At 69.7% G+C, this 20,300-nt stretch carries 19 protein-coding genes and 2 pseudogenes; 17 read left to right on the forward strand and 4 right to left on the reverse strand.

What is annotated here, in order from left to right:
• Window positions 1–63 precede the first annotated feature (63 nt).
• The gene (locus F1642_RS06730) at window positions 64–2,013 is read right to left on the reverse strand and encodes a TonB-dependent receptor domain-containing protein (protein WP_194885837.1); all 1,950 of its coding nucleotides are present in this window, start codon (window positions 2,011–2,013) and stop codon (window positions 64–66) included.
• Between the two features lie 184 nt (window positions 2,014–2,197).
• Here F1642_RS06730 and phnC point away from each other — a divergent pair, with 184 nt between their 5' ends.
• From phnC to phnE (F1642_RS06750), 4 genes are all read left to right on the forward strand, one after another.
• Complete coding sequence (gene phnC / locus F1642_RS06735; RefSeq protein ID WP_046001033.1) at window positions 2,198–3,016, forward strand: phosphonate ABC transporter ATP-binding protein; 819 nt, start codon at window positions 2,198–2,200, stop codon at window positions 3,014–3,016.
• Between the two features lie 19 nt (window positions 3,017–3,035).
• Complete coding sequence (phnD, locus tag F1642_RS06740; protein ID WP_139598413.1) at window positions 3,036–3,935, forward strand: phosphonate ABC transporter substrate-binding protein; 900 nt, start codon at window positions 3,036–3,038, stop codon at window positions 3,933–3,935.
• Window positions 3,936–3,997: 62 nt separating this feature from the next.
• A complete protein-coding gene (gene phnE, locus F1642_RS06745; RefSeq protein ID WP_194885838.1) occupies window positions 3,998–4,843 on the forward strand; it encodes a phosphonate ABC transporter, permease protein PhnE in 846 nt (281 codons plus the stop codon).
• Window positions 4,840–6,153 (forward strand): phosphonate ABC transporter, permease protein PhnE, encoded by a 1,314-nt coding sequence (gene phnE, locus F1642_RS06750; protein ID WP_194885839.1) that lies wholly within the window; start codon window positions 4,840–4,842, stop codon window positions 6,151–6,153. The genes phnE (F1642_RS06745) and phnE (F1642_RS06750) overlap by 4 nt, the downstream gene beginning before the upstream one ends.
• Here phnE (F1642_RS06750) and phnF read toward each other — a convergent pair.
• Window positions 6,150–6,857, reverse strand: a complete 708-nt coding sequence (gene phnF / locus F1642_RS06755; RefSeq protein WP_127898974.1) for a phosphonate metabolism transcriptional regulator PhnF — start codon at window positions 6,855–6,857, stop codon at window positions 6,150–6,152. The genes phnE (F1642_RS06750) and phnF overlap by 4 nt on opposite strands.
• 87 nt (window positions 6,858–6,944) lie before the next feature.
• Between phnF and phnG the strand changes: the two genes are divergently transcribed.
• The 8 genes and pseudogenes from phnG (at window position 6,945) to phnN (ending at window position 12,411) form a co-directional block, all read left to right on the forward strand.
• Window positions 6,945–7,382 carry a phosphonate C-P lyase system protein PhnG gene (gene phnG / locus F1642_RS06760; RefSeq protein ID WP_194885840.1) on the forward strand — a complete coding sequence of 146 codons (438 nt, stop codon included), beginning with the start codon at window positions 6,945–6,947 and terminating at the stop codon, window positions 7,380–7,382.
• Window positions 7,379–7,927 carry a phosphonate C-P lyase system protein PhnH gene (gene phnH / locus F1642_RS06765; protein WP_194885841.1) on the forward strand — a complete coding sequence of 183 codons (549 nt, stop codon included), beginning with the start codon at window positions 7,379–7,381 and terminating at the stop codon, window positions 7,925–7,927. Before phnG ends, phnH begins: the two co-directional genes overlap by 4 nt.
• Window positions 7,927–8,994, forward strand: a complete 1,068-nt coding sequence (locus F1642_RS06770; RefSeq protein ID WP_046001040.1) for a carbon-phosphorus lyase complex subunit PhnI — start codon at window positions 7,927–7,929, stop codon at window positions 8,992–8,994. The genes phnH and F1642_RS06770 overlap by 1 nt, the downstream gene beginning before the upstream one ends.
• Window positions 8,991–9,590 carry an HAD family phosphatase gene (locus F1642_RS06775; protein WP_194885842.1) on the forward strand — a complete coding sequence of 200 codons (600 nt, stop codon included), beginning with the start codon at window positions 8,991–8,993 and terminating at the stop codon, window positions 9,588–9,590. Before F1642_RS06770 ends, F1642_RS06775 begins: the two co-directional genes overlap by 4 nt.
• Window positions 9,587–10,447, forward strand: a complete 861-nt coding sequence (locus F1642_RS06780; protein WP_194885843.1) for an alpha-D-ribose 1-methylphosphonate 5-phosphate C-P-lyase PhnJ — start codon at window positions 9,587–9,589, stop codon at window positions 10,445–10,447. The genes F1642_RS06775 and F1642_RS06780 overlap by 4 nt, the downstream gene beginning before the upstream one ends.
• Window positions 10,444–11,202, forward strand: coding sequence for a phosphonate C-P lyase system protein PhnK (gene phnK, locus F1642_RS06785; protein WP_194885844.1), 759 nt, complete (start codon window positions 10,444–10,446; stop codon window positions 11,200–11,202). Before F1642_RS06780 ends, phnK begins: the two co-directional genes overlap by 4 nt.
• 2 nt (window positions 11,203–11,204) lie before the next feature.
• Window positions 11,205–11,887: pseudogene (gene phnL, locus F1642_RS06790) on the forward strand (phosphonate C-P lyase system protein PhnL).
• Window positions 11,884–12,411: a phosphonate metabolism protein/1,5-bisphosphokinase (PRPP-forming) PhnN gene (gene phnN, locus F1642_RS06795; RefSeq protein ID WP_139598404.1), complete on the forward strand. Its 528-nt coding sequence runs from the start codon at window positions 11,884–11,886 to the stop codon at window positions 12,409–12,411. The pseudogene phnL and the gene phnN overlap by 4 nt, the downstream one beginning before the upstream one ends.
• Here the strand turns inward: phnN and F1642_RS06800 are convergent.
• Complete coding sequence (locus F1642_RS06800) at window positions 12,387–13,052, reverse strand: DUF1045 domain-containing protein (RefSeq protein ID WP_194885845.1); 666 nt, start codon at window positions 13,050–13,052, stop codon at window positions 12,387–12,389. The two genes, phnN and F1642_RS06800, sit on opposite strands and share 25 nt — an antisense overlap.
• A gap of 95 nt (window positions 13,053–13,147) precedes the next feature.
• Between F1642_RS06800 and F1642_RS06805 the strand changes: the two genes are divergently transcribed.
• Window positions 13,148–14,284, forward strand: coding sequence for an alpha-D-ribose 1-methylphosphonate 5-triphosphate diphosphatase (locus tag F1642_RS06805; RefSeq protein WP_046001046.1), 1,137 nt, complete (start codon window positions 13,148–13,150; stop codon window positions 14,282–14,284).
• Window positions 14,285–14,317: 33 nt separating this feature from the next.
• Here the strand turns inward: F1642_RS06805 and F1642_RS16420 are convergent.
• Window positions 14,318–15,822 (reverse strand): annotated as a pseudogene (locus F1642_RS16420) (ABC transporter substrate-binding protein).
• Window positions 15,823–16,043: 221 nt separating this feature from the next.
• On the opposite strand from F1642_RS16420, the gene F1642_RS06815 reads away from it, so the two are divergent.
• The 4 genes from F1642_RS06815 (at window position 16,044) to F1642_RS06830 (ending at window position 20,293) form a co-directional block, all read left to right on the forward strand.
• A complete protein-coding gene (locus tag F1642_RS06815) occupies window positions 16,044–16,472 on the forward strand; it encodes a MarR family winged helix-turn-helix transcriptional regulator (protein ID WP_194885846.1) in 429 nt (142 codons plus the stop codon).
• Window positions 16,469–18,076 carry an MFS transporter gene (locus tag F1642_RS06820; protein WP_127898986.1) on the forward strand — a complete coding sequence of 536 codons (1,608 nt, stop codon included), beginning with the start codon at window positions 16,469–16,471 and terminating at the stop codon, window positions 18,074–18,076. The genes F1642_RS06815 and F1642_RS06820 overlap by 4 nt, the downstream gene beginning before the upstream one ends.
• The gene (locus tag F1642_RS06825) at window positions 18,073–19,098 is read left to right on the forward strand and encodes an HlyD family secretion protein (protein WP_046001049.1); all 1,026 of its coding nucleotides are present in this window, start codon (window positions 18,073–18,075) and stop codon (window positions 19,096–19,098) included. Before F1642_RS06820 ends, F1642_RS06825 begins: the two co-directional genes overlap by 4 nt.
• A gap of 265 nt (window positions 19,099–19,363) precedes the next feature.
• On the forward strand, window positions 19,364–20,293 hold the full coding sequence (locus F1642_RS06830) for a bile acid:sodium symporter family protein (protein WP_194885847.1): 930 nt from the start codon (window positions 19,364–19,366) through the stop codon (window positions 20,291–20,293).
• Window positions 20,294–20,300 lie beyond the last annotated feature (7 nt).

Below are 20,300 nucleotides of genomic sequence, written 5' to 3' on the forward strand. Positions count from 1 at the left end.
AAACGCCACTTCCTCGGGACATTACGAGGGGTGCGGCCCGGTTTGCCGGACCACGGGGGGCCATCAGAACCGCAGATCGGCCGTCAGCGCGATGCTGCGCCCCGGTTCCAGCTGCTGCACGACGGTGCTGAAATCCGCCCCATAGGTCGCCCGGTCGGCATAGGCGCGGTCGAACAGGTTGTTGACCTCGGCGCGCAGGGTCACGTTGCGGAACGCGGCCGGTTCGTATTCGGCAAAGACGTCGACGACGGTATAGCCGGGCCAGTCGCCGTCGACATCCACGCCCTGCCCGTCCTCCTCGATCGCGTGCTGGATGACGCCGCCCAAGGTCAGCCCGGCCATGACGGCATGGCGCGCCTCCAGCGACAGCATGCCGCCCGGCACGGTGCCCAGTTCGCGCAGGTCAAAGCTGGAGGCCGGCTGGCCGTCCAGCTCGACCTTTGTGTCGCTGTAGCGCAGCGCGGCAAAGCCGCCCTGCCAGTCGCGGCGGGCGGACAGACGGAACCCCCGGCTTTCCAGATCGCGCGACACCAGCCCCTTGCGGACCCCGTCGATGCGGGTCTGGAACAGCTCGGCCCCCAAGGTCGTCGCCCCCGGCTGCCATTCGACGCCCATCACCACGTTGCGCGCCCGCGTGGGCTCCAGCGCGTCATAGGCCTCGGGCGCGACATAGGGCGCGTCCAGCTCATAGACCGAGGCCAGCTGCGTGCCGCCGAACACCGTCGACCAGCCCGCGTTCAGACGCAGCGCATCGGTGGCGTGCCAGGTGGCCGCGGCGTTCGCGCTGGTCCCGTCGGTGTCCAGGCGCTGCCCCCCTGCGCCGGTGAACCGGCTGAAATCATGGCGCAGCCCCGCGCTGTAGTCGATGTCCCCCGCCGTGCCCCGCCCCTGCAGGAACAGTCCAGTCGTGGTTCGGTCCTCGCGGAACGCGGCGGCCGTGCCGCGGAACACCCCGTCATAGGTCGCGCGTGTGCGATAGTTGTCTAGGCCCGCGGTCAGTTCGACCCCGTGCACGGTCATCCGGTTCTGGAGGACGACGCTGACGGTATCCGCATCGCCATTGTTGAAATCGGGAACGGGGGCGTCGGGCGTGGGCAGGTCGACGGTGTCCAGCTGGTTGCGGCTGCGCGCGATGCGGATCTCGGGGTCCAGCAGGCCGTCCGCGACCGTGCGGCGCAGGGTCAACGTCTGGGTCGATTGTTCCAGCGCATAGCGGCGCGTCTCGGGGACCGGGCGGCCCCCGATCGTGCCGGTGAAGTTCGCGCGATAGGGGCGCAGCGCGTCGTCCCGGAACCGGATCGCGCCCAGCTCCGCCCGCCAGTCGCCGAACTCGGCCCCCAGCTTCAGCGCCTCGCTGTTCAGGTCGGCCCCTGTGCGGGCCACGGTACGGCCGTTCCCGTCCTGATAGGCGTCGCCCGTCGCCCGCTTGGCATAGATCAGCGCGTCGACCGGCCCCTGGCGCCCGTACAGCGTCACCGCCCCCGTCGCCGTGCCGCCGTTGTCGCCATAGCCGATGGTGACGCGCCCGCCGCGGTCGCGCCCGTCCTCCAGCATGTCGATGGCCGATTTCGTCTCATACGCGATGCTGCCGCCCAGCGCGGCAAAGCCCGCATCCGCCGGCGCCACGCCCGGAGCGACGCGCGCGGCCTTCAACAGGCCCGGATCGATCATGTTGGTGCCGGTATGGTGGAACATGCGGTTGTTCTGCGCGGCCCCGTCGACGCTGACCGACAGCTGCTGTTCGTCGATGCCGTTGACAAAGACGCGTTCCGCGATGGCGATGCCGCTGCTGACGGTCACGCTGGGTTCGGCGCGGAACACGTCCTCGATGGTGCCGGTGCGGGCATCCTCGATCTGTTCCGCGCTGGGGGCGATGCGGGCCGGGGCCTCGCCTTCGGCCGTCAGGGTGATCTCGTCCAGCAGGATCGGCTGGGACAGGGCGGGCAGGGGGCAAGCGCGGTGCCCAGCATCAGGGCGGCCAAGGGGTGTCGCGTCATCGGGTTCTCCATCCATCGGGTCAATGGCTGGCGATGGCGCGGGGCCGGGCTGGCAACGCCATCCTCATAGGGGCAAAGCCGCCGCCTGTTAAGCCCGGATCTCGCGCGGGCCCGCCACCCCTGTCACCCGATCGTCACCGCATCGTCGGATGGGTGTCACGCCCCACCGCTAGACGGCCCCCATGACATCGAGAGGCCCCATGCTGGACATTCGCGACGCCACCCGCATCTTCGGCCGCAAGGCTGCGGTCGACCACGTTTCCTTCCGCATCGACGGCCCGGCCTTCGTCGGCATCATCGGCCGGTCCGGCGCGGGAAAATCGACGCTGCTGCGCATGATGAACGGGCTGACCCCCGCCACCAGCGGCCGGATCCTGGTCGAAGGGCGCGACGTTGCCGCCCTGACCGGCGCCGCCGCCCGCCAGTGGCAAAGCCAATGCGCGATGATCTTTCAGCAGTTCAACCTGGTGCCGCGCATGGACGTGGTGTCGAACGTGCTGCACGGCATCCTGAACCGGCGCGGCACGCTTCAAACGGTGCTGAACCTGTGGCCGCGCGGCGACATCCTTCGCGCGCTGGAGATCCTGGACCGCCTCGGCATCGCCGAACAGGCGCCCAAGCGCGCCGAGGCCCTGTCCGGCGGCCAGCAGCAGCGCGTGGCCATCGCCCGCGCGCTGATGCAGGACCCCCGCATCATCCTGGCCGACGAACCCATCGCCAGCCTGGACCCGATGAACGCGCAGATCGTGATGGACACCCTGCGCCGCATCAACGTCGAGGATGGCCGCATGGTCATCGCCAACCTGCACACGCTGGACACCGCGCGGCGCTATTGCGACCGGGTGATCGGCATGCGCGACGGGCGCGTGGTGTTCGACGGGCTGCCGTCGCAGCTGACCACGGGCGTGGCCCGCGACATCTATGGCGCCGATGCGGATTTCAACGAAAGCGCGACCTCGACCGCCATGCCCACCGATACCAGCGCGGATGTCGAATACGCCGCCCGCATGCTGGCCTGATCCCGAACCGGAGAGCACCATGACCCGACTGCTGAGCCTGCTGGCCGCCACCGCCGCCCTGACCACCCCCCTGCACGCGCAGGAGATCACCGAATTCCGCATCGGCCTTTTGGGCGGAGAGAACGCCCAGGACCGCATGGCGTCGAACGAATGCCTGCGCGACTATGCCGAACAGGCCCTGGGCGTCCCCGTCCGCCTGTTCACCCCCGCCGATTACAACGGCGTCATCCAGGGGCTGCTGGGCGGGTCGCTGGACATGGCGTGGCTGGGCGCGTCGGCCTATGCCGCCGTGTACGTCGCCGACCCGGAGGCGGTCGAGCCGGTGCTGGTCAAGACCAACCTGGACGGCAGCTATACCTATCACTCGATCGGCTTCGCGCGCGCCGACAGCGGCATCACCTCGCTGGACGACATGGAGGGCAAGAGCTTTGCCTTTGCCGACCCGAACTCGACCTCGGGGTTCCTGATCCCGAACGTGGAACTGCCCGAGGCGGGCTATTCGATGACCGAAGGCGAGTATTTCAGCCGCATCGCGTTTTCGGGCGGGCACGAACAGTCGATCATCGGCGTCGTCAACGGCGATTTCGATGCGGGCGTGACCTGGGCCGACGGCCAGGGCGCGTGGGAGGACGGCTACAACTCCGGCGCGCTGCGCAAGGCGGCCGATGCGGGCATCGTCGACATGAACGACATCGTCGAGATCTGGAAATCCTCGCCCATTCCGGAAGGCCCGGTGGTCGTCCGCAAGGATCTGCCCCAGGACGTGCGCCAGACGATGATCGACCTGGTCGCAGGCCTGCACGCATCGGACCCCGAATGCGCCTATGGCGTCGCCGCCGGAGAGACCGCGGGCTTCAGCCCCGTCACCCACGCGGAATACGAGACGATCATCGCCATCCGCCGCGCCGAGATGAACTGATCGCCACCCCGTCCGTGCCGGGCCCCGCACAGGGCCCGGCCTTCGCATATCCAGGAGGCAGCATGGCACTGGCCGAAATCCAGCACGACTATCTGGCGCTGACGCGGCGGCGACGCCTCTATGGCGGGCTGCTGGTCGTCATCTTCGTGGCGATGATGGTGTCGGGGTTCCGCGTGGCCGACGCCCGCAACGCCGGCGGGTTCTGGCAGGGACTGCACCAGGTGGGCGATTTCCCCGCAGCCCTCGTGTCCGAGGCGGTGCAGAAATCGGCCAACCTGCCCGGCCACATGATCCGCGCCCTGCCCGCCCTGGTCGAAACGCTGAACATCGCGCTGGTCGCCACGCTTCTGGGTTGCATCGCGGGCACCGCCCTGTCGCTGGCGGCCACGCGTGGCCTGGCCCGGTGGCCGCGCCTGGTGCCGGTGGCGCGGCGGGTGTCGGACGTCTGCCGCGCCATCCCGGAAATCGTCATCGCGCTGGTGCTGATCTTCATCCTGGGCGGCGGCCCGGTCCCCGCCGTCATCGCCATCGCGATCCACACCGCGGGCGCGATGGGCAAGCTGTTCTCCGAAGTGAACGAGAACGTCGACCTGAAACCGGTCGAGGGTCTGGCATCCGTCGGCGCCACCTGGTCGCAGCGCATCTGGCTGGGCGTGTTCCCGCAGGTCGCGCCGAACTATCTGTCCTATGGCCTGCTGCGGCTGGAGGTGAACATCCGCGCATCGGCCATCCTGGGCTTCGTCGGCGCGGGCGGCATCGGATACGAGCTGCGCAACGCGATGACCTTCGGTCAGGGCAAGTTCGATCAGGCGGCGGCGATCTTCCTGCTGCTGTTCGCCACCATCGTGGTGGTGGACCAGATCTCGGGCCTGGCCCGCAACCGTCTCACGCATGGGGCCACGGTATGACCACGATGACCCTGCAGGACCGCACCATCCGTATCATGGACCGCAGGCGGCGCATGGCGCTGGCGGTGCCGGCGCTGATCCTGGCCTATCTGGTCTATGCCGCGATCAGCTTCGATCTGGCGGGGCTGGCGCAGCGGGCGCGGCTGGACAACGCGGCCGTGCTGATGGCCGACACGGTCAGCCACAAGATCCACGTGACCCGCGACAACCGCCGCGACGCCCTGTCCGTCAGCGTCGAGGGCAGCGCCCGCGCCACCTTTGCCCCCGACCGTCTGCCGGACTGGGTCGCGGCAGAGGGGTCGCGGACGGTGATCGACCTGGGCGCGGGCCATGTCGTCACCTATGACGGGCCGCGCACCACCTATGACATTCCCGATTACGGCCCCGTCACGCTGACCGTGGGCGACGGCGTGACGCTGGACACGCCCGACGGGCAGGTGCCCGCGTTCATCAACGCCAGCCCCGCCCGCGTAACCATCACCACCGATCAGGGCCGCGTCACCGCCACCCGCGCCCGCACGGAAACCCTGCGCTATTTCTGGGGGTGGGAGATGTTCTTCTTCGACCTGTCCAGCCCGCTGGCAGGCCTGTCCGCGGGACAGGTCGCGGCCGCGGTCCTGTGGGGCGACCGGATCGATCCGGCACGGCCCAATCTGTCGCTGGCCCTGTCGGAGTTCTGGACGAACGACATCTGGCAGCACGGAGCCGTGGCCTGGGCCCTGTTCGAGACGATCCTGATGGCGTTTCTGGGCACCTTCGGCGCGGCCTTCGTGGCGCTGCCGCTGGCCTTCCTGGCGGCGCAGAACTTTGCCCCGTCACGCATGCTGCGCTTTGCGGTGCGGCGCGTGTTCGATTTCGTGCGCGGCGTGGATGCGCTGATCTTCACGATCATCCTGTCGCGGGCCTTCGGTCCGGGTCCGCTGACCGGGGCGCTGGCGATCCTGCTGACCGATACCGGCAGCTTCGGCAAGCTGTTCTCCGAGGCGCTGGAGAACGTGGACGCCAAGCCGATCGAGGGCATCCGCTCGACCGGCGCGGGCGCACTGCAGCGCTACCGCTTCGGCGTCATCCCCCAGGTGATGCCGGTCCTGCTGTCGCAGATGCTGTACTTTCTGGAAAGCAACACCCGCAGCGCGACGATCATCGGCGCGATCACCGGGGGCGGCATCGGACTGATGCTGACGCAGGCGATCCAGACCACGCAGGATTGGGAAAAGGTCGCCTATTACATCCTGTTGATCGTGGTGCTGGTCATCGCGATGGACGGCCTGTCGGGCTGGCTGCGCCGCCGCCTGATCCGCGGGTCCTAATCCGCCAGCACCAGCGACACCCGGTCGCCCGCGAACCACGTCCGGCCGTATTCCACGGGCCGGCCCCGGTCATCCAGGTTCACCGCCACCGAGCGGAGCACCGGCGCGCCTTGCGGGATCTGCAGGGCCACCGCCTGCGTGGCATTGGCCAGCTTGGCCGTGATGCGGGTGCTGGCCCGCGTATAGTCGGCCACCCCGCAGGCGGCCAGCGCCGCGGTGATCGACTGATGGTCGCGGGCCTGGTCGCAGAACCCCGCCAGCCATCCCGGCAGCACCGACCGGAACAGCGCCAGCGGCTGGCCGTCGGCCAGCGACAGCCCCTCGACCACGTGGACCGGATCGCCGGGGGACAGGTCCAGCATCTGCGCCTCGACCGCGTCGCAGGGGCGGGTTTCCAGCCGGGTGAAGCGGTGCGACCCCGTGCGCCCCGCCGCCGCCAGGTTCTGCGAAAACCGCACCCGGCGGCCCAGGGCATAGTCGGTCGGACGCGCGGTCACGAAGACCCCGGCCCCGCGCCGCGCATGGACCAGCCCCGCGTCGGCCAGCTGCGCCAGCGCGTGGCGCACCGTGTGGCGGTTGACCCCGAAACGGGTGGCCAGCGCCGCCTCGGACGGCAGGCGGTCGCCGGGGGGATAGTGGCCCGAGGTGATCTCGGCCCGCAGGGTGTCGGCGATGGCCTGCCACAGGGGGGTCTTGTCCGTCATCAAAAATTCACACGGTTCCGGTTGAGAACATGGCGCGGGCGCGCTATCACTTGTCTAGTTGTATAGATAACGGGACACCCCGGCAAGATGTCAGCTTCCCCCCTTCCCCATCGCCACGACTGGCTGTCGATCCTGGCCCGCAGCGCGCCCGACCGGCTGGCGCAGCTGCTGCCCGACCTGCCCGATCACGCCCTGCTGCGCGCGCCCGAAACCGGCACCGTGATGGTCCAGGGCCGCGTCGGCGCCACCGGCGCGCCCTTCAACGTCGGAGAGATGACCGTGACCCGCTGCGCCCTGCGCCTGCCCTGCGGCACGCAGGGCCACGGCCATGTGCAAGGGCGGTCGCACGCCCATGCGCGGCGGGCCGCGGCGATGGACGCGCTGATGCAGACCGACCCCGCCACCCACGCCCCCCTGATCGCCGCGCTGCGCGACGATGCGCAGGCCGCCCGCGACACCCGCGCCGCCAAGGCCGCCGCCACCCGGGTCGAGTTCTTCACCCTGCAACGCGGAGAGGACGCATGACCGGCCACGGATTCACCGATCCCTCCCGCCAATCGGCCCAGGGGTTCCGCGTGCTGATGGACGCCATGGCCCGGCCCGGCACGATCCACCGCCTGGATCAGGCCCATGCCCCCGGGGTCGGCCCCGCCGCCGCGACGGTGCTGCTGTTGCTGGCCGATCCGACGACACCGATGCATCTGGCGGGCGCGCTGCCCGGCCTGGCCCCGTGGCTGCGGTTTCACGCGGGCTGCCCGATGGCGGATGCACCGTCGGCCGCGTTGGCGGTGGGGCGCTGGCCCGACCTGCTGCCGCTGGACCGCTTTGCGGTGGGCCTGCCCGATTATCCCGACCGTTCGGCCACGCTGATCGTCGAGCTGGACCGGCTGGACGCGGACGGTCCCGTCCTGCGCGGGCCGGGCATCCGCGACCGCGCAACGCTGTCCCTGCCCGCGACCGCGCCGTTCCGCGCCAACCGCGCCCTGTTCCCGATGGGGCTCGACTTCATCCTGACCTGCGGCGACCGGCTGGCCTGCCTGCCGCGCAGCACCCGCGTGGAGGCCGCCTGATGTATGTCGCCGTCAAGGGTGGCGAACGCGCCATCGAGAACGCCCATGCCTGGCTGGCCGAGGAGCGCCGCGGCGACCCCGACCTGCCGCTGATGTCGGTCGACCAGATCAAGGCGCAGATGGCCCTGGCCGTGAACCGCGTCATGGCCGAGGGCTCGCTCTATGACCCCGACCTGGCCGCGCTGGCGATCCGCCAGGCACGGGGCGACCTGATCGAGGCGGTGTTCCTGATCCGCGCCTATCGCACCACGCTGCCGCGGTTCGGTGCGTCCGTGCCGGTGGACACGGGCGCGATGGCGGTGGACCGGCGCGTCTCGGCCACGTTCAAGGATGTGCCGGGCGGTCAGGTGCTGGGGCCGACCTTCGATTACACGCACCGCCTGCTGGACTTTGCCGATCAGGCGGCGGTGGACCCCGCGCCGCTGGCCGCGCCCGACGCCGGCGCCATGCCCCACGTCATGGCGATCCTGGACCGCGACGGGCTGATCGAACCCAGCCCCCGCGACGACACCCCCGCCCCCGACCTGACCCGCGAGCCGCTGGAACTGCCCGCGAACCGCCCGCTGCGCCTGCAGGCGCTGGCCCGCGCGGACGAGGGGTTCGTGCTGGGCCTGGCCTATTCCACCCAGCGTGGCTACGGGCGCACCCATGCCTTTGTCGGCGAATTGCGCATCGGCCGCGTGCCCGTGCAGATGCACATCCCCGAGCTGGACCTGACCATCGACATCGGAGAGATCGCGCTGACCGAATGCGAGACCGTGAACCAGTTCAAGGGCTCGCGCACCGAACCCGCGCAATTCACGCGTGGATACGGCCTGGTCATGGGACAGTCGGAACGCAAGGCCATCGCCGTCAGCCTGGTCGACCGCGCCCTGCGCTGGCAGGAGCTGGGCGAGGATTTCACCGGCGCCCCCGCGCAGGACCAGGAATTCGTGCTGTCGCATTGCGACAACATCCAGGCGACGGGGTTCCTGGAGCACATCAAGCTGCCCCATTACGTCGATTTCCAGGCCGAACTGGAGCTGGTGCGCCGGCTGCGGGACGACAACGCAAAGGATGCGCAATGATCAAGGCAATCGTCTTCGACATCGGCAACGTGCTGGTCCGGTGGGACCCGGTGGCCGCCTTCCTGCCCCTGCTGGGCGACCGCGCGTCGGTCCTGGCGTTCCTGGATCGCGTGGATTTCGCCACGCTGAACCAGCGCGCGGACGGGGGCGCGTGCTTCGACGATCTGGCCGAGGCGATCGCCGATCCCCGCGACCGTGCGGCCTTTCTGGCTTATCGGGCCGGACACGCGGCCTCGATCCGCGAGCCGATCGAGGGGACATGGGCGCTTCTGGACCGCCTGCGGGCGCGGGGCCACGCGGTCCACGCGATCACCAACTGGTCCGCGCAAACCTGGCCTATCGGCCTTGCCACCCACCCGCGGCTGGCCACAGCCTTTGGCGTCACCATCGTGTCGGGGATCGAGGGCGTGTTGAAGCCCGACCCGCGGATCTTCGCCACGCTGTGCGACCGGGCGGGCGTGGCGCCCGACCAGTGCCTGTTCATCGACGACAGCCCCCGCAACGTCGCCGGCGCGCGCGACGCAGGCATGGCCGCGCATCATTTCACCGATCCCGCCGTGCTGGAGGACGACCTGATCCGACGGGGGCTGCTATGAGCGGTTACAACTTCGCCTATCTGGACGAACAGACCAAGCGGATGATCCGCCGCGCCATCCTCAAGGCACTGGCGATCCCCGGATACCAAGTGCCCTTCGCCAGCCGCGAGATGCCCATGCCCTATGGCTGGGGCACCGGAGGGGTGCAGCTGACCGCCGCCTGCCTGACCCCCGACGACCGCCTGAAGGTCATCGACCAAGGCGCCGACGACACCACCAACGCGGTCAGCATCCGCACGTTCTTTCAGCGCACGGCGGGGGTCGCCATCACCACCGCCACCGCCGACGCGACGCTGATCCAGACCCGCCACCGCATCCCCGAGACGCCCCTGACCCAGGGCCAGATCCTGGTCTATCAGGTGCCCATCCCCGAACCGCTGCGCTTTCTGGAACCGCGCGAGACCGAGACCCGCAAGATGCACGAGCTGGAGGAATACGGCCTGATGCACGTCAAGCTGTACGAGGACATCGCCCGGCACGGCCGCATCGCGACCTCCTATGCCTATCCGGTCAAGGTCGAGGGGCGGTATGTCATGGACCCGTCGCCCATTCCGAAATTCGACAACCCGAAACTGTCGGACAGTCCGGCGATCCAGCTGTTCGGGGCGGGGCGCGAACAGCGCATCTATGCCCTGCCCCCGCATACCCATGTCGTCAGCCTGGATTTCGACGACCACCCGTTCAGCCCCTCGAAGGCCGATCACGCCTGCGACCTGTGCGGCGCTGACGCCAGCTATCTGGACGAGGTGGTGACCGATGACGCGGGCGGGAGGATGTTCGTCTGTTCCGACACCGATTTCTGCACCGCGCGGGTCGCCGCCGGGCACAGGGGCCGCCTGGCCGCGAAGGCCGCATGAGCGCCCCCATCCTGTCCGTCCGGGACCTGGAACGCCGCTATGGCGCGCGGATCGGCTGCACCGGCGTCGGCTTTGATCTGTGGCCCGGAGAGGTCCTGGGCATCGTCGGGGAAAGTGGGTCGGGCAAATCGACGCTGCTGTCCTGCCTTGCCGGGCATCAGCGCCCCGATGCGGGCACCGTCACCTATGACGGGCGCGACGTGCTGGCGATGGCCGAAACCGAACGCCGCCGGCTGGCGCGCACCGAATGGGCCTATGTCCACCAGCATGCCCGCGACGGGCTGCGCATGGGCGTCAGCGCCGGGGCCAATGTGGGCGAACGGCTGATGGCCGTGGGCCAGCGCCATTACGGCGACATCCGCGCCGCCGCCATCGACTGGCTGGACCGGGTCGAGATCGCCCAGGACCGCGTCGACGACCGCCCGCAGGCCTTTTCCGGTGGCATGCAGCAGCGGCTGCAGATCGCGCGCAACCTGGTGACCGGGCCGCGGCTGGTGTTCATGGACGAACCCACGGGCGGGCTGGATGTCAGCGTGCAGGCACGGCTTCTGGACCTGCTGCGCGGGCTGGTGCGCGACATGGGCTTGTCGGTCGTCATCGTCACGCATGACCTGGCGGTGGTGCGCCTGCTGGCCGACCGGCTGATGGTGATGAAATCGGGCCGCGTGGTCGAACAGGGACTGACCGACCAGGTGCTGGACGATCCGCAGCACGGCTATACCCAGCTTCTTGTCTCCTCCGTCCTGCAGGTGTGACGATGATCCAGGTCGAAAACCTTTCCAAGTCCTTCACCCTGCACAATCAGGGCGGCACCGTCATCCCGGTCATGGCCGGGGCCGCGCTGCACGTCGATCCCGGCGAATGCGTGGGGCTGGTAGGCCAGTCCGGGGCGGGCAAATCCACGCTGATGCGGATGATCCAGGGCAACTATCTGCCGGGCGGCGGCAGCATCCGCATCGCCGGCACGGAACTGGTGGGCGCCGCGCCCCGCACGGTCACCGCGCTGCGGCGGGGCACCTTGGGCCATGTCAGCCAGTTCCTGCGCGTGCTGCCGCGGGTGCCTGCGGTGGACGTGGTGGCCGAACCGCTGCGCGCGCTTGGGGTGCCCGCCGCGACGGCGCGCGCGCAGCCGAGGGCCTGCTATGGCGGCTGAACATCCCGCGCCGGCTGTGGGGCCTGTCGCCCACCACGTTTTCCGGCGGCGAACAGCAGCGCATCAACATCGCCCGTGGCTTCGTCCATCCCTATCCCGTGCTGCTGCTGGACGAACCCACGGCCAGCCTGGACGCCGCGAACCGACAGGTCGTCCTGTCCCTGATCGCCGAGGCCAAGGCCCGCGGCGCCGCGATCCTGGGCATCTTTCACGACGCCGAGGCGCGCGACGCGGTCTGCGACCGGTTGGTGGACGTGACCGGGTTCACGCCGGGACGCGCGGCATGATCGCGGCGGTCGTCGGACCATCCGGCGCGGGCAAGGACACGCTGATCGCCGCGGCCTGCGCCGCGCGGCCCGATCTGCGCCTGGCGCGGCGGGTGATCACCCGCCCCTCCGACGCCGGAGGAGAGGATTTCGACGGCGTCACCCCGGCACGCTTCGCGGCCCTGCGCGACGGCGGGCATTTCGCGCTGGACTGGCGGGCGCATGGCCTGTGCTACGGTATCCCGCACGATCAGCTGACGGGGCCGTCGGTGATCTTCAACGGCAGCCGCGCGGCCCTGCCGCAGGCGCTGGCCCGGCTGCCGGACCTGCGGGTGATCCTGATCACCGCCCCGGCGGAGGTGCTGGCGCGCCGCCTGGCCGACCGCGGCCGCGAGGGGTCGGCCGACATCGCCGCACGCCTGCGCCGCGCCGCCTTCGCCATGCCGCCGGGCATCGCCCACCTGACCGTGTGCAACGATGCCTGCCTTGCGCAGGGGACCGCGCGCCTTCTGGCCGCGCTTCAGCCCGACAGGGGCGCGCGATGACGCAGGTGGAACCGGCCCTGCGCATCCTGGGCCACCAGGCACAGGTCGGCGATCACGAAAGGCCGCGGCAGAACAGGGCCCAGCCAGGCCTGCGCCGCGGCCTGCACCCCGGGCCGTTCCGCGGCGGACAGCCGGTCGGTCAGGGTCAGGTGAAACCGAAACTCCTCCATCACGAAGGGATAGCCCCACCGGTCCAGCAGGGCGCGCTGGCGCGGGGTCAGGCTGTCGGGGCGCCGCCGCGCGACCTCTTCGGCCGTCAGCGGCGCGCGCAGCGGATCGGTGGCGCGCACCACCGCATCGGCCAGCGCGATCAGGTCGGACTGGCCCCCGGTGGGCATCAGCGCAAGGAACCCGCCCAGATCGCGCAGCGCCAGCGTCCTGCAGGTCACCGCCGGACGGTTGCTGGCCAGCGCGTCGACGGCCGCGATCAGGTCCGCTTCGGGGACGACGGGGCGGAAGGGCGCGCGGATGGTGCCGTGGAACCCGTATCGGCGCGGCTGGCCCACCGGGCGCGCCGGCAGGGACGGATCATCGACCGCATGGCCGCCCGCCAGGTCCCAGCCCAGCCACGAGGCCGCACGGTCCGCGAAGATGCCGGGTTGCGGCGCGTAGTAGACGGCATATCGTGTGAAATCCTGCATGCGCGGCACCCTAAGCCCGTTGTGTCACACGGCTGTGACAGCCGTCTGCCAGATGACGCCCTTCGACATGATCCTTCAAGACGGAACCCGACCGCATGACCGACATCATCCTTGCCAACGCCCGCCTTGTCCTGCCGACCGAGGTGATCCACGGCCACCTGGTCCTGCGCGACGGGCTGATCGCCGAGATCGGCCAGGGCCGCGCCCTGCCCGCGGGCGCGCTGGATTGTCAGGGCGACCTGCTGATGCCGGGCCTGATCGAATTGCACACCGACAACCTGGAACGCCATATCGAGCCGCGCCCCGGCGTCGACTGGCCCCATGCCCATGCGATCATCGCCCATGACGCCGAACTGGCCAGCGTGGGCATCACCACCGTCTTTGACGCGCTGCGCGTGGGGTCGGTCGTGACGTCGAACAATGCGGGCTACGGCGAATATGCCCGCGCCCTGGCCGACGAGATCCTGGGCCTGCGCGCCCAGGGGGCGCTGCGGATCAGCCATTTCCTGCACCTGCGCGCCGAGATCTGTTCCCAGACCCTGCCCGAGGAGATGGCCAAGTTCGGCCCCCGGGACCGCATCGGCATCGTCAGCCTGATGGACCACACACCCGGCGAACGCCAGTTCCGCGACATCGGCAAGCTGCGCGACTATGTCTGCGGCAAGAAGGGCCTGTCGGATGCCCAGTTCCTGGACCATGTCGCCGACCAGCAGGCCCTGCGCGCCCGCGTGGGCGAGCTGCACGAGGCGACCGCCGTGGCCGAGGCGCGCCGCTATGGCGCGGTGCTGGCCAGCCACGACGACACCACCGCCCCTCAGGTCGCGGTCAGCGCGGCGCATGGCTGTCATTTCGCGGAATTCCCCACCACGGCGGATGCCGCACAGGCCTGCCGCGACCACGACATCCGCGTGATGATGGGCGCGCCCAACCTGATCCGCGGCGGATCGCACAGCGGCAATGTCGCGGCCAGCGACCTGGCGCGGGCCGACCTGCTGGACATCCTGTCGTCGGATTACGTGCCGTCGTCGCTGCTGTCGGGGGCGATGATGCTGGGCGATCTGTGGGGCGATCTGGCGCGCGGCATCGCGACCGTGACGCAGGCGCCTGCCCAGGCCGTGGGGCTGCACGATCGCGGCAGGCTGGCACCGGGCGCGCGGGCCGACGTCATCCGCGTGGCACAGATCGGCGGCGCCGCGGCCGTGCGGGGCCTGTGGACACGGACCGCCGCCTGAGCCGCGCGCCCCGCCGGGGGCGCGCGGCCGCGATCAGCCCGACACGCCGCGCAGCCGGATGATGCCGTCGGCATAGGGTTCGAACCCCTCGATCCCCTGGCGCATCGTGTAGAAGTACTTGATATGGTAAAGATAGATCAGCGGCAGATCCTGTTTCAGGATGTCGCGCGTCTGGTCGTACAGCGCCTTGCGGGCCGCGGTGTCGGGTTCAGACCGGGCCTGTGCCAGCAGGGCATCGATCTCCGCATTGCGGTAGTGCTGGTCGTTGTTGGCCCCGTCTGACCCGACAAAGGGGTGGATGTTGGCATCCGGGTCGATCCGGCCTGACCAGCCCTGCAGCGACATGTCGAAATTGCCGGCGACGTTCTCGGACAGCAGCGTCGCGAACTCCGTCGCGCGCAGAGAGATGTCGAACCCCGTCTCGGCCGCCATGGCTTGGACCACCTGGCCGACCTGCTGGGCGATGGGGTTGTTTCCGATCTGCATCTCGACGCGGATGGGGGTCTGGACACCCGCCTCGGCCAGCAGGGCGCGGGCAGCATCGGGGTCGCGCGCGGGGATCGGATCGCGGTCGTCGTAATAGGGGTGCCTGGCGCGGCCCATTGATTGCCGACCACGTATTCCCCCTCGAACACGACCTGGTTCAGCGCCTGGCGGTCGATGGACAGCGACAGCGCCTGGCGGACGCGGGCATCGGCGCCCAGCGGCGCCTCCGCGCGGGGTCCGTTGCCGACGTTGATGGTGATGCCCTGATAGCCGATGTTCGGCACCTCGAACAGCTGCAGGCGCTCGTCGGGCCGCACGCCCGGCACGTCGGCGGGGGCGGTGCGTTCGATGATGTCCAGATCGCCAGACCGCACGTTGGCCAGCCGCACCGTCGTGTCCGGGATCGGCAGATAGATCACCCGGTCGTAATGGAACTGGTCCGCGTCCCAGTGATCGGCAAAGCGTTCCAGCACGATCCGGTCGCCCTCGACCCGGTCGACAAAGGCATAGGGGCCCGAACAGACCGGGGCCCGGCCAAAGGCGGCGCCGGCCGCATCGGCGGCATCGGGCGAATACATTCGCCCCGCGTGATGGGCCAGCTGCGCCAGCAGCGTCACGTCGGGTGCAGTCAGCGTGATGGTCAGTTCATGATCGCCCGTCGCCTCGACCCGGTCGATCGATCCTAGCTCCGCCTTGCGGCGGCTTTCCTGCATCGTCATGTTCCGCTCCAGCACGCGGCGGGCGGATTGCGCGTCAAAAGGCGTGCCGTCGTGATGCGTCACCCCCTCGCGCAGCGTCAGGGTCAGGGTCCTGCCGTCATCGGACCAGGCCCAGTCGGTGGCCAGTTCGGGGATGATCTCCATGTCGGCATTGGTGTTCAGCAACCGGTCGCACAGCGATTCATAGACCAGCGAGGACACGAAGGTCCGCGACTGTGCGGGATCCAGCGAATCCGGGTCCTCGTTCAGGCCGATGCGCAGGTCGGCGGCGGCGGCCATGCCGCCGATAGCGGCGGTGCCCAGGGCCGTGGCCAGAAAGGTGGTCAGCTTCATCAATGTCTCTCGATCGGTTCCGGCGCTTGGAGACGCCCAGTGCGGCCAGCCCGAAATGGGACCGGATCATTAGTGCATACTAAGGTTCACAATCTGCGGCTGGCAACCGTGATGCGTCTGCGCCTCGAAATTGCACATCCTGCAAATTTCTTTCGGTCAGAGCATTGATGCAGGCCAACGATATCCTTAGCTAGCTAACGAACCAGCCGAAAGGACGCGTCATGCCCCGCGAAAGCCCGATCCTTGACACCCTGCTGCGGGTCATGCGGACCCTGCGGCGCAGCTATGACCGCAGGGCGCGGGACGTGGGCCTGACCCTGTCGCGGGCGCGCGCGCTGACGACGCTAGCGCATCATGACGGCATCACCCAGACCGAACTGGCCGCCGAACTGGCGATCGAGGCGCCGACCCTGAAACGCCAGATCGACGCCCTGGTCGCCGGCGGTTTCGTCGAACGGCGTCCTCTGGACGGCGACGGCCGCAAGAACGGGCTGGCCGTGACCGAACGCGGTCGCGACAGCGCCATCGTCGAATTCACGCACCGCCTGCGCGGCGAAGTGCTAGAGGGAATCGATCCGCAGGACCTCGACCGCGCGGCCCAGGTGCTGGACCGGATCGCCCGCAACATCGAACGGATGGACCGGACATGAGCGCCCCTGCCGCACCCCCGCCGCCGCATCCGCCGCTGCCCGGATTGCAGGCCGTGGCCTATATGCTGGCCGCCACCGTGATCGGCCTGTCGCAGGGCCTGCAGCAGGGCTTCGTGTCCACCAGCCTACCCCAGCTTGCGGGCGATCTGGGCATCACCACGACCAGCGCGGCCTGGCTGCTGGCGGTCTACATGATCCCGCGCGCGGCGCTGCCGGTGCTGCTGATCAAGATCCGCACCCAGTACGGGCTGCGGCGGTTCGCGGAACTGGGGATCATCCTCTATGCGCTGGTGGCGCTGGCGTCGCTGTGGGCGGTCGATTTCCGCTCGGCGCTGGTGCTGCAGTTCCTGGCGGGTGCCGCCGCGGCGCCCCTGTCGACGCTGGCCTTCCTCTACATGCTGGAACCCCTGTCCCCGCAGGCCAAGATGACCTTGGGCCTGCCTCTGGCGATGACGGTGCTGATGACCGGACCGACGCTGGCCCGGGTCGTGGGGCCGTACCTGATCGGCGACGGGGGCATGACGGCGGTCCACGTGACGGGCCTGGGCATGGCGCTGGTGTCGCTGATGCTGGTCTTTTGCCTGCCCCTGCGCCCCATCCCTCGCCAGAAGGTGATCGAGCCGCTGGACTTTGCCAGCTTCGTGCTGATCGGCGCAGGTTTCGGCGGGCTGATCGTGGCCTTTGTCATGGGGCCCATCTACAACTGGACGGATGTCGCGTGGATCGGCTGGCTGCTGGCCGGCGCGGCGCTGTCGCTGACCCTGGCGGTGGTCGTGGAGCTGAACCGCACCGCCCCCCTGCTGGACATCCGCTGGCTGGCCAGCCCGGCCATCCTGCACCTGACCGGCACGCTGTTCCTGTTCCGGCTGATCCTGTCGGAACAGTCGGCGGGCGCGCCGCGCATGTTCCAGGTGCTGGGTGTCGCGCCCCAGCAGATGACCGTCCTGTTCGCCGTGATCGCCCTGGCCAGCCTGATGGGCGCGCTGGCCTGCATCGCCTGGATGCGGCCCACCCGCGTGCCCCAGTTCCACCTGGCCGCCCTGCTGCTGATCGCCGCTGGCGCCTGGCTGGACAGCGGCGCCGGCGTGCTGACCCGGCCCGCGCAGATGGTGGTCAGCCAGGCGCTGATCGGCTTTGCCGCGATGCTGTTCATGCCGCCCGCGATGATGGCGGGCCTGCTGTCGGCCCTGGCCAAGGGGCCGCAATACATCCTCTCCTTCGTCATCGTCTTCATCTCGACCCAAAGCCTGGGCGGCGTGCTGGGGTCGGGCCTGTTCAACACCTTCACCACCCGGCGCGAGGCGCTGCACCTGCAGGACCTGTCCGTCCAGCTGACCGCCACCGATCCGGCCACAGTCGCGACCCTGGCGGGCCGGGCCGCAATGCTGGCCGCCCAGATCCCCGATGCCGCCGCGCGCCGCGCGCAGGCGGCGACCGATCTGGGCCAGCAGGTCGCGGCCCAGGCCTGGGTCAGCGCCTATGCCGATGCCTATGCGCTGACCGCGCTGGCCGCCCTGCTGGCGGCGGCCGTGCTGCTGCTTCACCTTTTGCGCGACGTGATGGCCCGCCGGGCCGCCGTCCAGAACACCGGAACCACGCCATGAAGAAAGAGAACCTTGTCCCGACCGCCATTGCCCTGATCCTGGGCCTGGCGGGCACGCTGCTGCTGCTGTTCGCATGGGGCCTGCCGCCCTTCTCGACCGCGGCCCCCCAGACCGAGAACGCCTATCTGCGCGCCGAGGTCACGATGATCGCCCCGCAGCTGTCGGGCTATGTCACCGCGGTCGAGGTCGAGGACTATCAGACCGTCGCGAAGGGCGACGTGATCGCCCGCATCGACGACCGCATCCCCCGCCAGAAGCTGGCCCAGGCCGAAGCCCTGCTGCAGGGCGCCCAGGCCGCGTTGAAGGTCGCCGAACAGGACGTCGTGTCGGCCGAGGCCGTGGCCCGCGCCGAACAGGCGGGCGTCGAGGCCGCCGACGGCGCGCTGGAGAATGCCCGGTCGCAGGCCGACCGCGCGGGGCAGCTGCTGGATCGGGGCGTGACGTCGCAGTCGTCGTCCGACCAGGTCCGCCTGGCCCTTCAGCAGGCCCAGGCCGCGCGAATCCAGGCCGGCGCCCGCCTGGACGTCCAGACCGAGGCGATCCGTTCGGCCAATGTCGCGCTGGACGCCCGCCGCGCCGACATCGCCAGCGCCGAGGCCGCCGTCCAGCTGGCCCGGATCGAGGTCGACAACACCGTCATCCATGCCCCCGCCGACGGCAGCCTGGGCCAGATCGCCGTCCATGTCGGCCAGTACGTGACCCCCGGCACCGCACTGGTCCCTCATGTCGGCACCGACCTGTGGGTCATCGCCAACTTCCGCGAAACCGCGATGCGGGGCTTGGCGCCGGGCTCCCCGGTCAGCTTTACCGTGGACGCGCTGCAGGACCGCCGGTTCACCGGTCAGGTCGAATCGCTGTCGCCCGCGACCGCATCGGAATTCAGCCTGATGGCGGGCACCGCAAGCGCCGGCAACTTCACCAAGATCGCCCAGCGCCTGCCGGTGCGCATCACCATCGATCCCGACCAGGACCGCGCCGCCCTGCGCCCCGGCATGTCTGTCGTGGTTCGCGCCGGGTCCTGACCCGCCGACGGCCCGGCACAGACCGGGCCACACAGGGGGGCAGCCGGCCCGGGGGCGCGGCAAGGACGCAGTCGGCGCGCAAGCGCAGCCGGGCCGGGCCGCAACCGGAGTGCCTCCGGGCCGGGATGATGCAGCGGCGCGGACCCGACCACTCACGGCGCCGGGCCGGTTTTTCCGCCACCACGGGTTGAAGCCCGCCACGGGCGGCACTATGGCCCATGCCGAAACGTCAGGGCGCAGGAAAGCTGTGCCAGAGGAGGCATCGGTGAAATCATTGGCATCACTTTCGCGGTTCGTCGGCAATACCTTTGCGGCCTGGGTCGTCCTGTTCGCGGTCCTGGGCTTTCTGCTGCCCGACCTGTTCCGTCAGCTGACACCCTGGATCGTCACCCTGCTGGGGATCATCATGTTCGGGATGGGGCTGACCATCTCGGGGCGCGACTTTGCCGAGGTGCTGCGCCGCCCGGTCAATGTCGGCGTAGGCGTCGCGTCGCAGTTCCTGATCATGCCGCTGCTGGCGGTGGCGCTGACCATGATCATCCCGATGTCCCCCGAGGTCGCGGCGGGCGTGATCCTGGTCGGCTGCTGCCCCGGCGGCACGTCGTCGAACGTGATGACCTATCTGGCCAAGGGCGACGTGGCGCTGTCGGTCGCCTGCACCAGCGTGACCACGCTGATGGCACCGATCGTGACACCCTTCCTGATGCTGATGCTGGCCAGCGAATACCTGCCCGTGGATGCCTGGGCGATGTTCCAGTCCATCGTCAAGGTCGTGCTGCTCCCGCTGGCCCTGGGCTTTGCGGCGCAAAAGCTGTTGCCGGCCTTCGTGCGCGCGGCTGTGCCTGCCCTGCCCTTGGTCAGCGTAACGGGCATCGTGCTGATCGTGGCCGCCGTCGTCGGCGCATCCAAGGGCGCGATCATCCAGTCGGGGCTGATAATCTTTGCCGTGGTCGTGCTGCACAACATGCTGGGCTATCTGATCGGGTTCATCGCGGCGCGGCTGGCCGGGCTGGACCTGGCCGCGCGCAAGGCCATCGCGATCGAGACCGGCATGCAGAATTCGGGCCTGGCGGCGGCACTGGCTACTGCCTATTTCTCGCCGCTGACGGCGGTGCCGGCGGCGATCTTCAGCGTGTGGCACAACATCTCGGGCGCGCTGGTGGCCAACATCCTGTCGCGGATGAAGGCCCGCTAGATCCGCC

It is taken from the genome of Paracoccus sp. NBH48, assembly GCF_015390265.1.
Taxonomy (GTDB): Bacteria; Pseudomonadota; Alphaproteobacteria; order Rhodobacterales; family Rhodobacteraceae; genus Paracoccus; species Paracoccus marcusii.

What these genes read in the sequence shown, in the direction of transcription:
- F1642_RS06730 (WP_194885837.1), bottom strand. Translation starts at nt 2,013, where the DNA reads ATGGATGGAGAACCCGATGACGCGACACCCCTTGGCCGCCCTGATGCT.
- phnC (WP_046001033.1), top strand. Translation starts at nt 2,198, where the DNA reads ATGCTGGACATTCGCGACGCCACCCGCATCTTCGGCCGCAAGGCTGCG.
- phnD (WP_139598413.1), top strand. Translation starts at nt 3,036, where the DNA reads ATGACCCGACTGCTGAGCCTGCTGGCCGCCACCGCCGCCCTGACCACC.
- phnE (WP_194885838.1), top strand. Translation starts at nt 3,998, where the DNA reads ATGGCACTGGCCGAAATCCAGCACGACTATCTGGCGCTGACGCGGCGG.
- phnE (WP_194885839.1), top strand. Translation starts at nt 4,840, where the DNA reads ATGACCACGATGACCCTGCAGGACCGCACCATCCGTATCATGGACCGC.
- phnF (WP_127898974.1), bottom strand. Translation starts at nt 6,857, where the DNA reads ATGACGGACAAGACCCCCCTGTGGCAGGCCATCGCCGACACCCTGCGG.
- phnG (WP_194885840.1), top strand. Translation starts at nt 6,945, where the DNA reads ATGTCAGCTTCCCCCCTTCCCCATCGCCACGACTGGCTGTCGATCCTG.
- phnH (WP_194885841.1), top strand. Translation starts at nt 7,379, where the DNA reads ATGACCGGCCACGGATTCACCGATCCCTCCCGCCAATCGGCCCAGGGG.
- F1642_RS06770 (WP_046001040.1), top strand. Translation starts at nt 7,927, where the DNA reads ATGTATGTCGCCGTCAAGGGTGGCGAACGCGCCATCGAGAACGCCCAT.
- F1642_RS06775 (WP_194885842.1), top strand. Translation starts at nt 8,991, where the DNA reads ATGATCAAGGCAATCGTCTTCGACATCGGCAACGTGCTGGTCCGGTGG.
- F1642_RS06780 (WP_194885843.1), top strand. Translation starts at nt 9,587, where the DNA reads ATGAGCGGTTACAACTTCGCCTATCTGGACGAACAGACCAAGCGGATG.
- phnK (WP_194885844.1), top strand. Translation starts at nt 10,444, where the DNA reads ATGAGCGCCCCCATCCTGTCCGTCCGGGACCTGGAACGCCGCTATGGC.
- phnN (WP_139598404.1), top strand. Translation starts at nt 11,884, where the DNA reads ATGATCGCGGCGGTCGTCGGACCATCCGGCGCGGGCAAGGACACGCTG.
- F1642_RS06800 (WP_194885845.1), bottom strand. Translation starts at nt 13,052, where the DNA reads ATGCAGGATTTCACACGATATGCCGTCTACTACGCGCCGCAACCCGGC.
- F1642_RS06805 (WP_046001046.1), top strand. Translation starts at nt 13,148, where the DNA reads ATGACCGACATCATCCTTGCCAACGCCCGCCTTGTCCTGCCGACCGAG.
- F1642_RS06815 (WP_194885846.1), top strand. Translation starts at nt 16,044, where the DNA reads ATGCCCCGCGAAAGCCCGATCCTTGACACCCTGCTGCGGGTCATGCGG.
- F1642_RS06820 (WP_127898986.1), top strand. Translation starts at nt 16,469, where the DNA reads ATGAGCGCCCCTGCCGCACCCCCGCCGCCGCATCCGCCGCTGCCCGGA.
- F1642_RS06825 (WP_046001049.1), top strand. Translation starts at nt 18,073, where the DNA reads ATGAAGAAAGAGAACCTTGTCCCGACCGCCATTGCCCTGATCCTGGGC.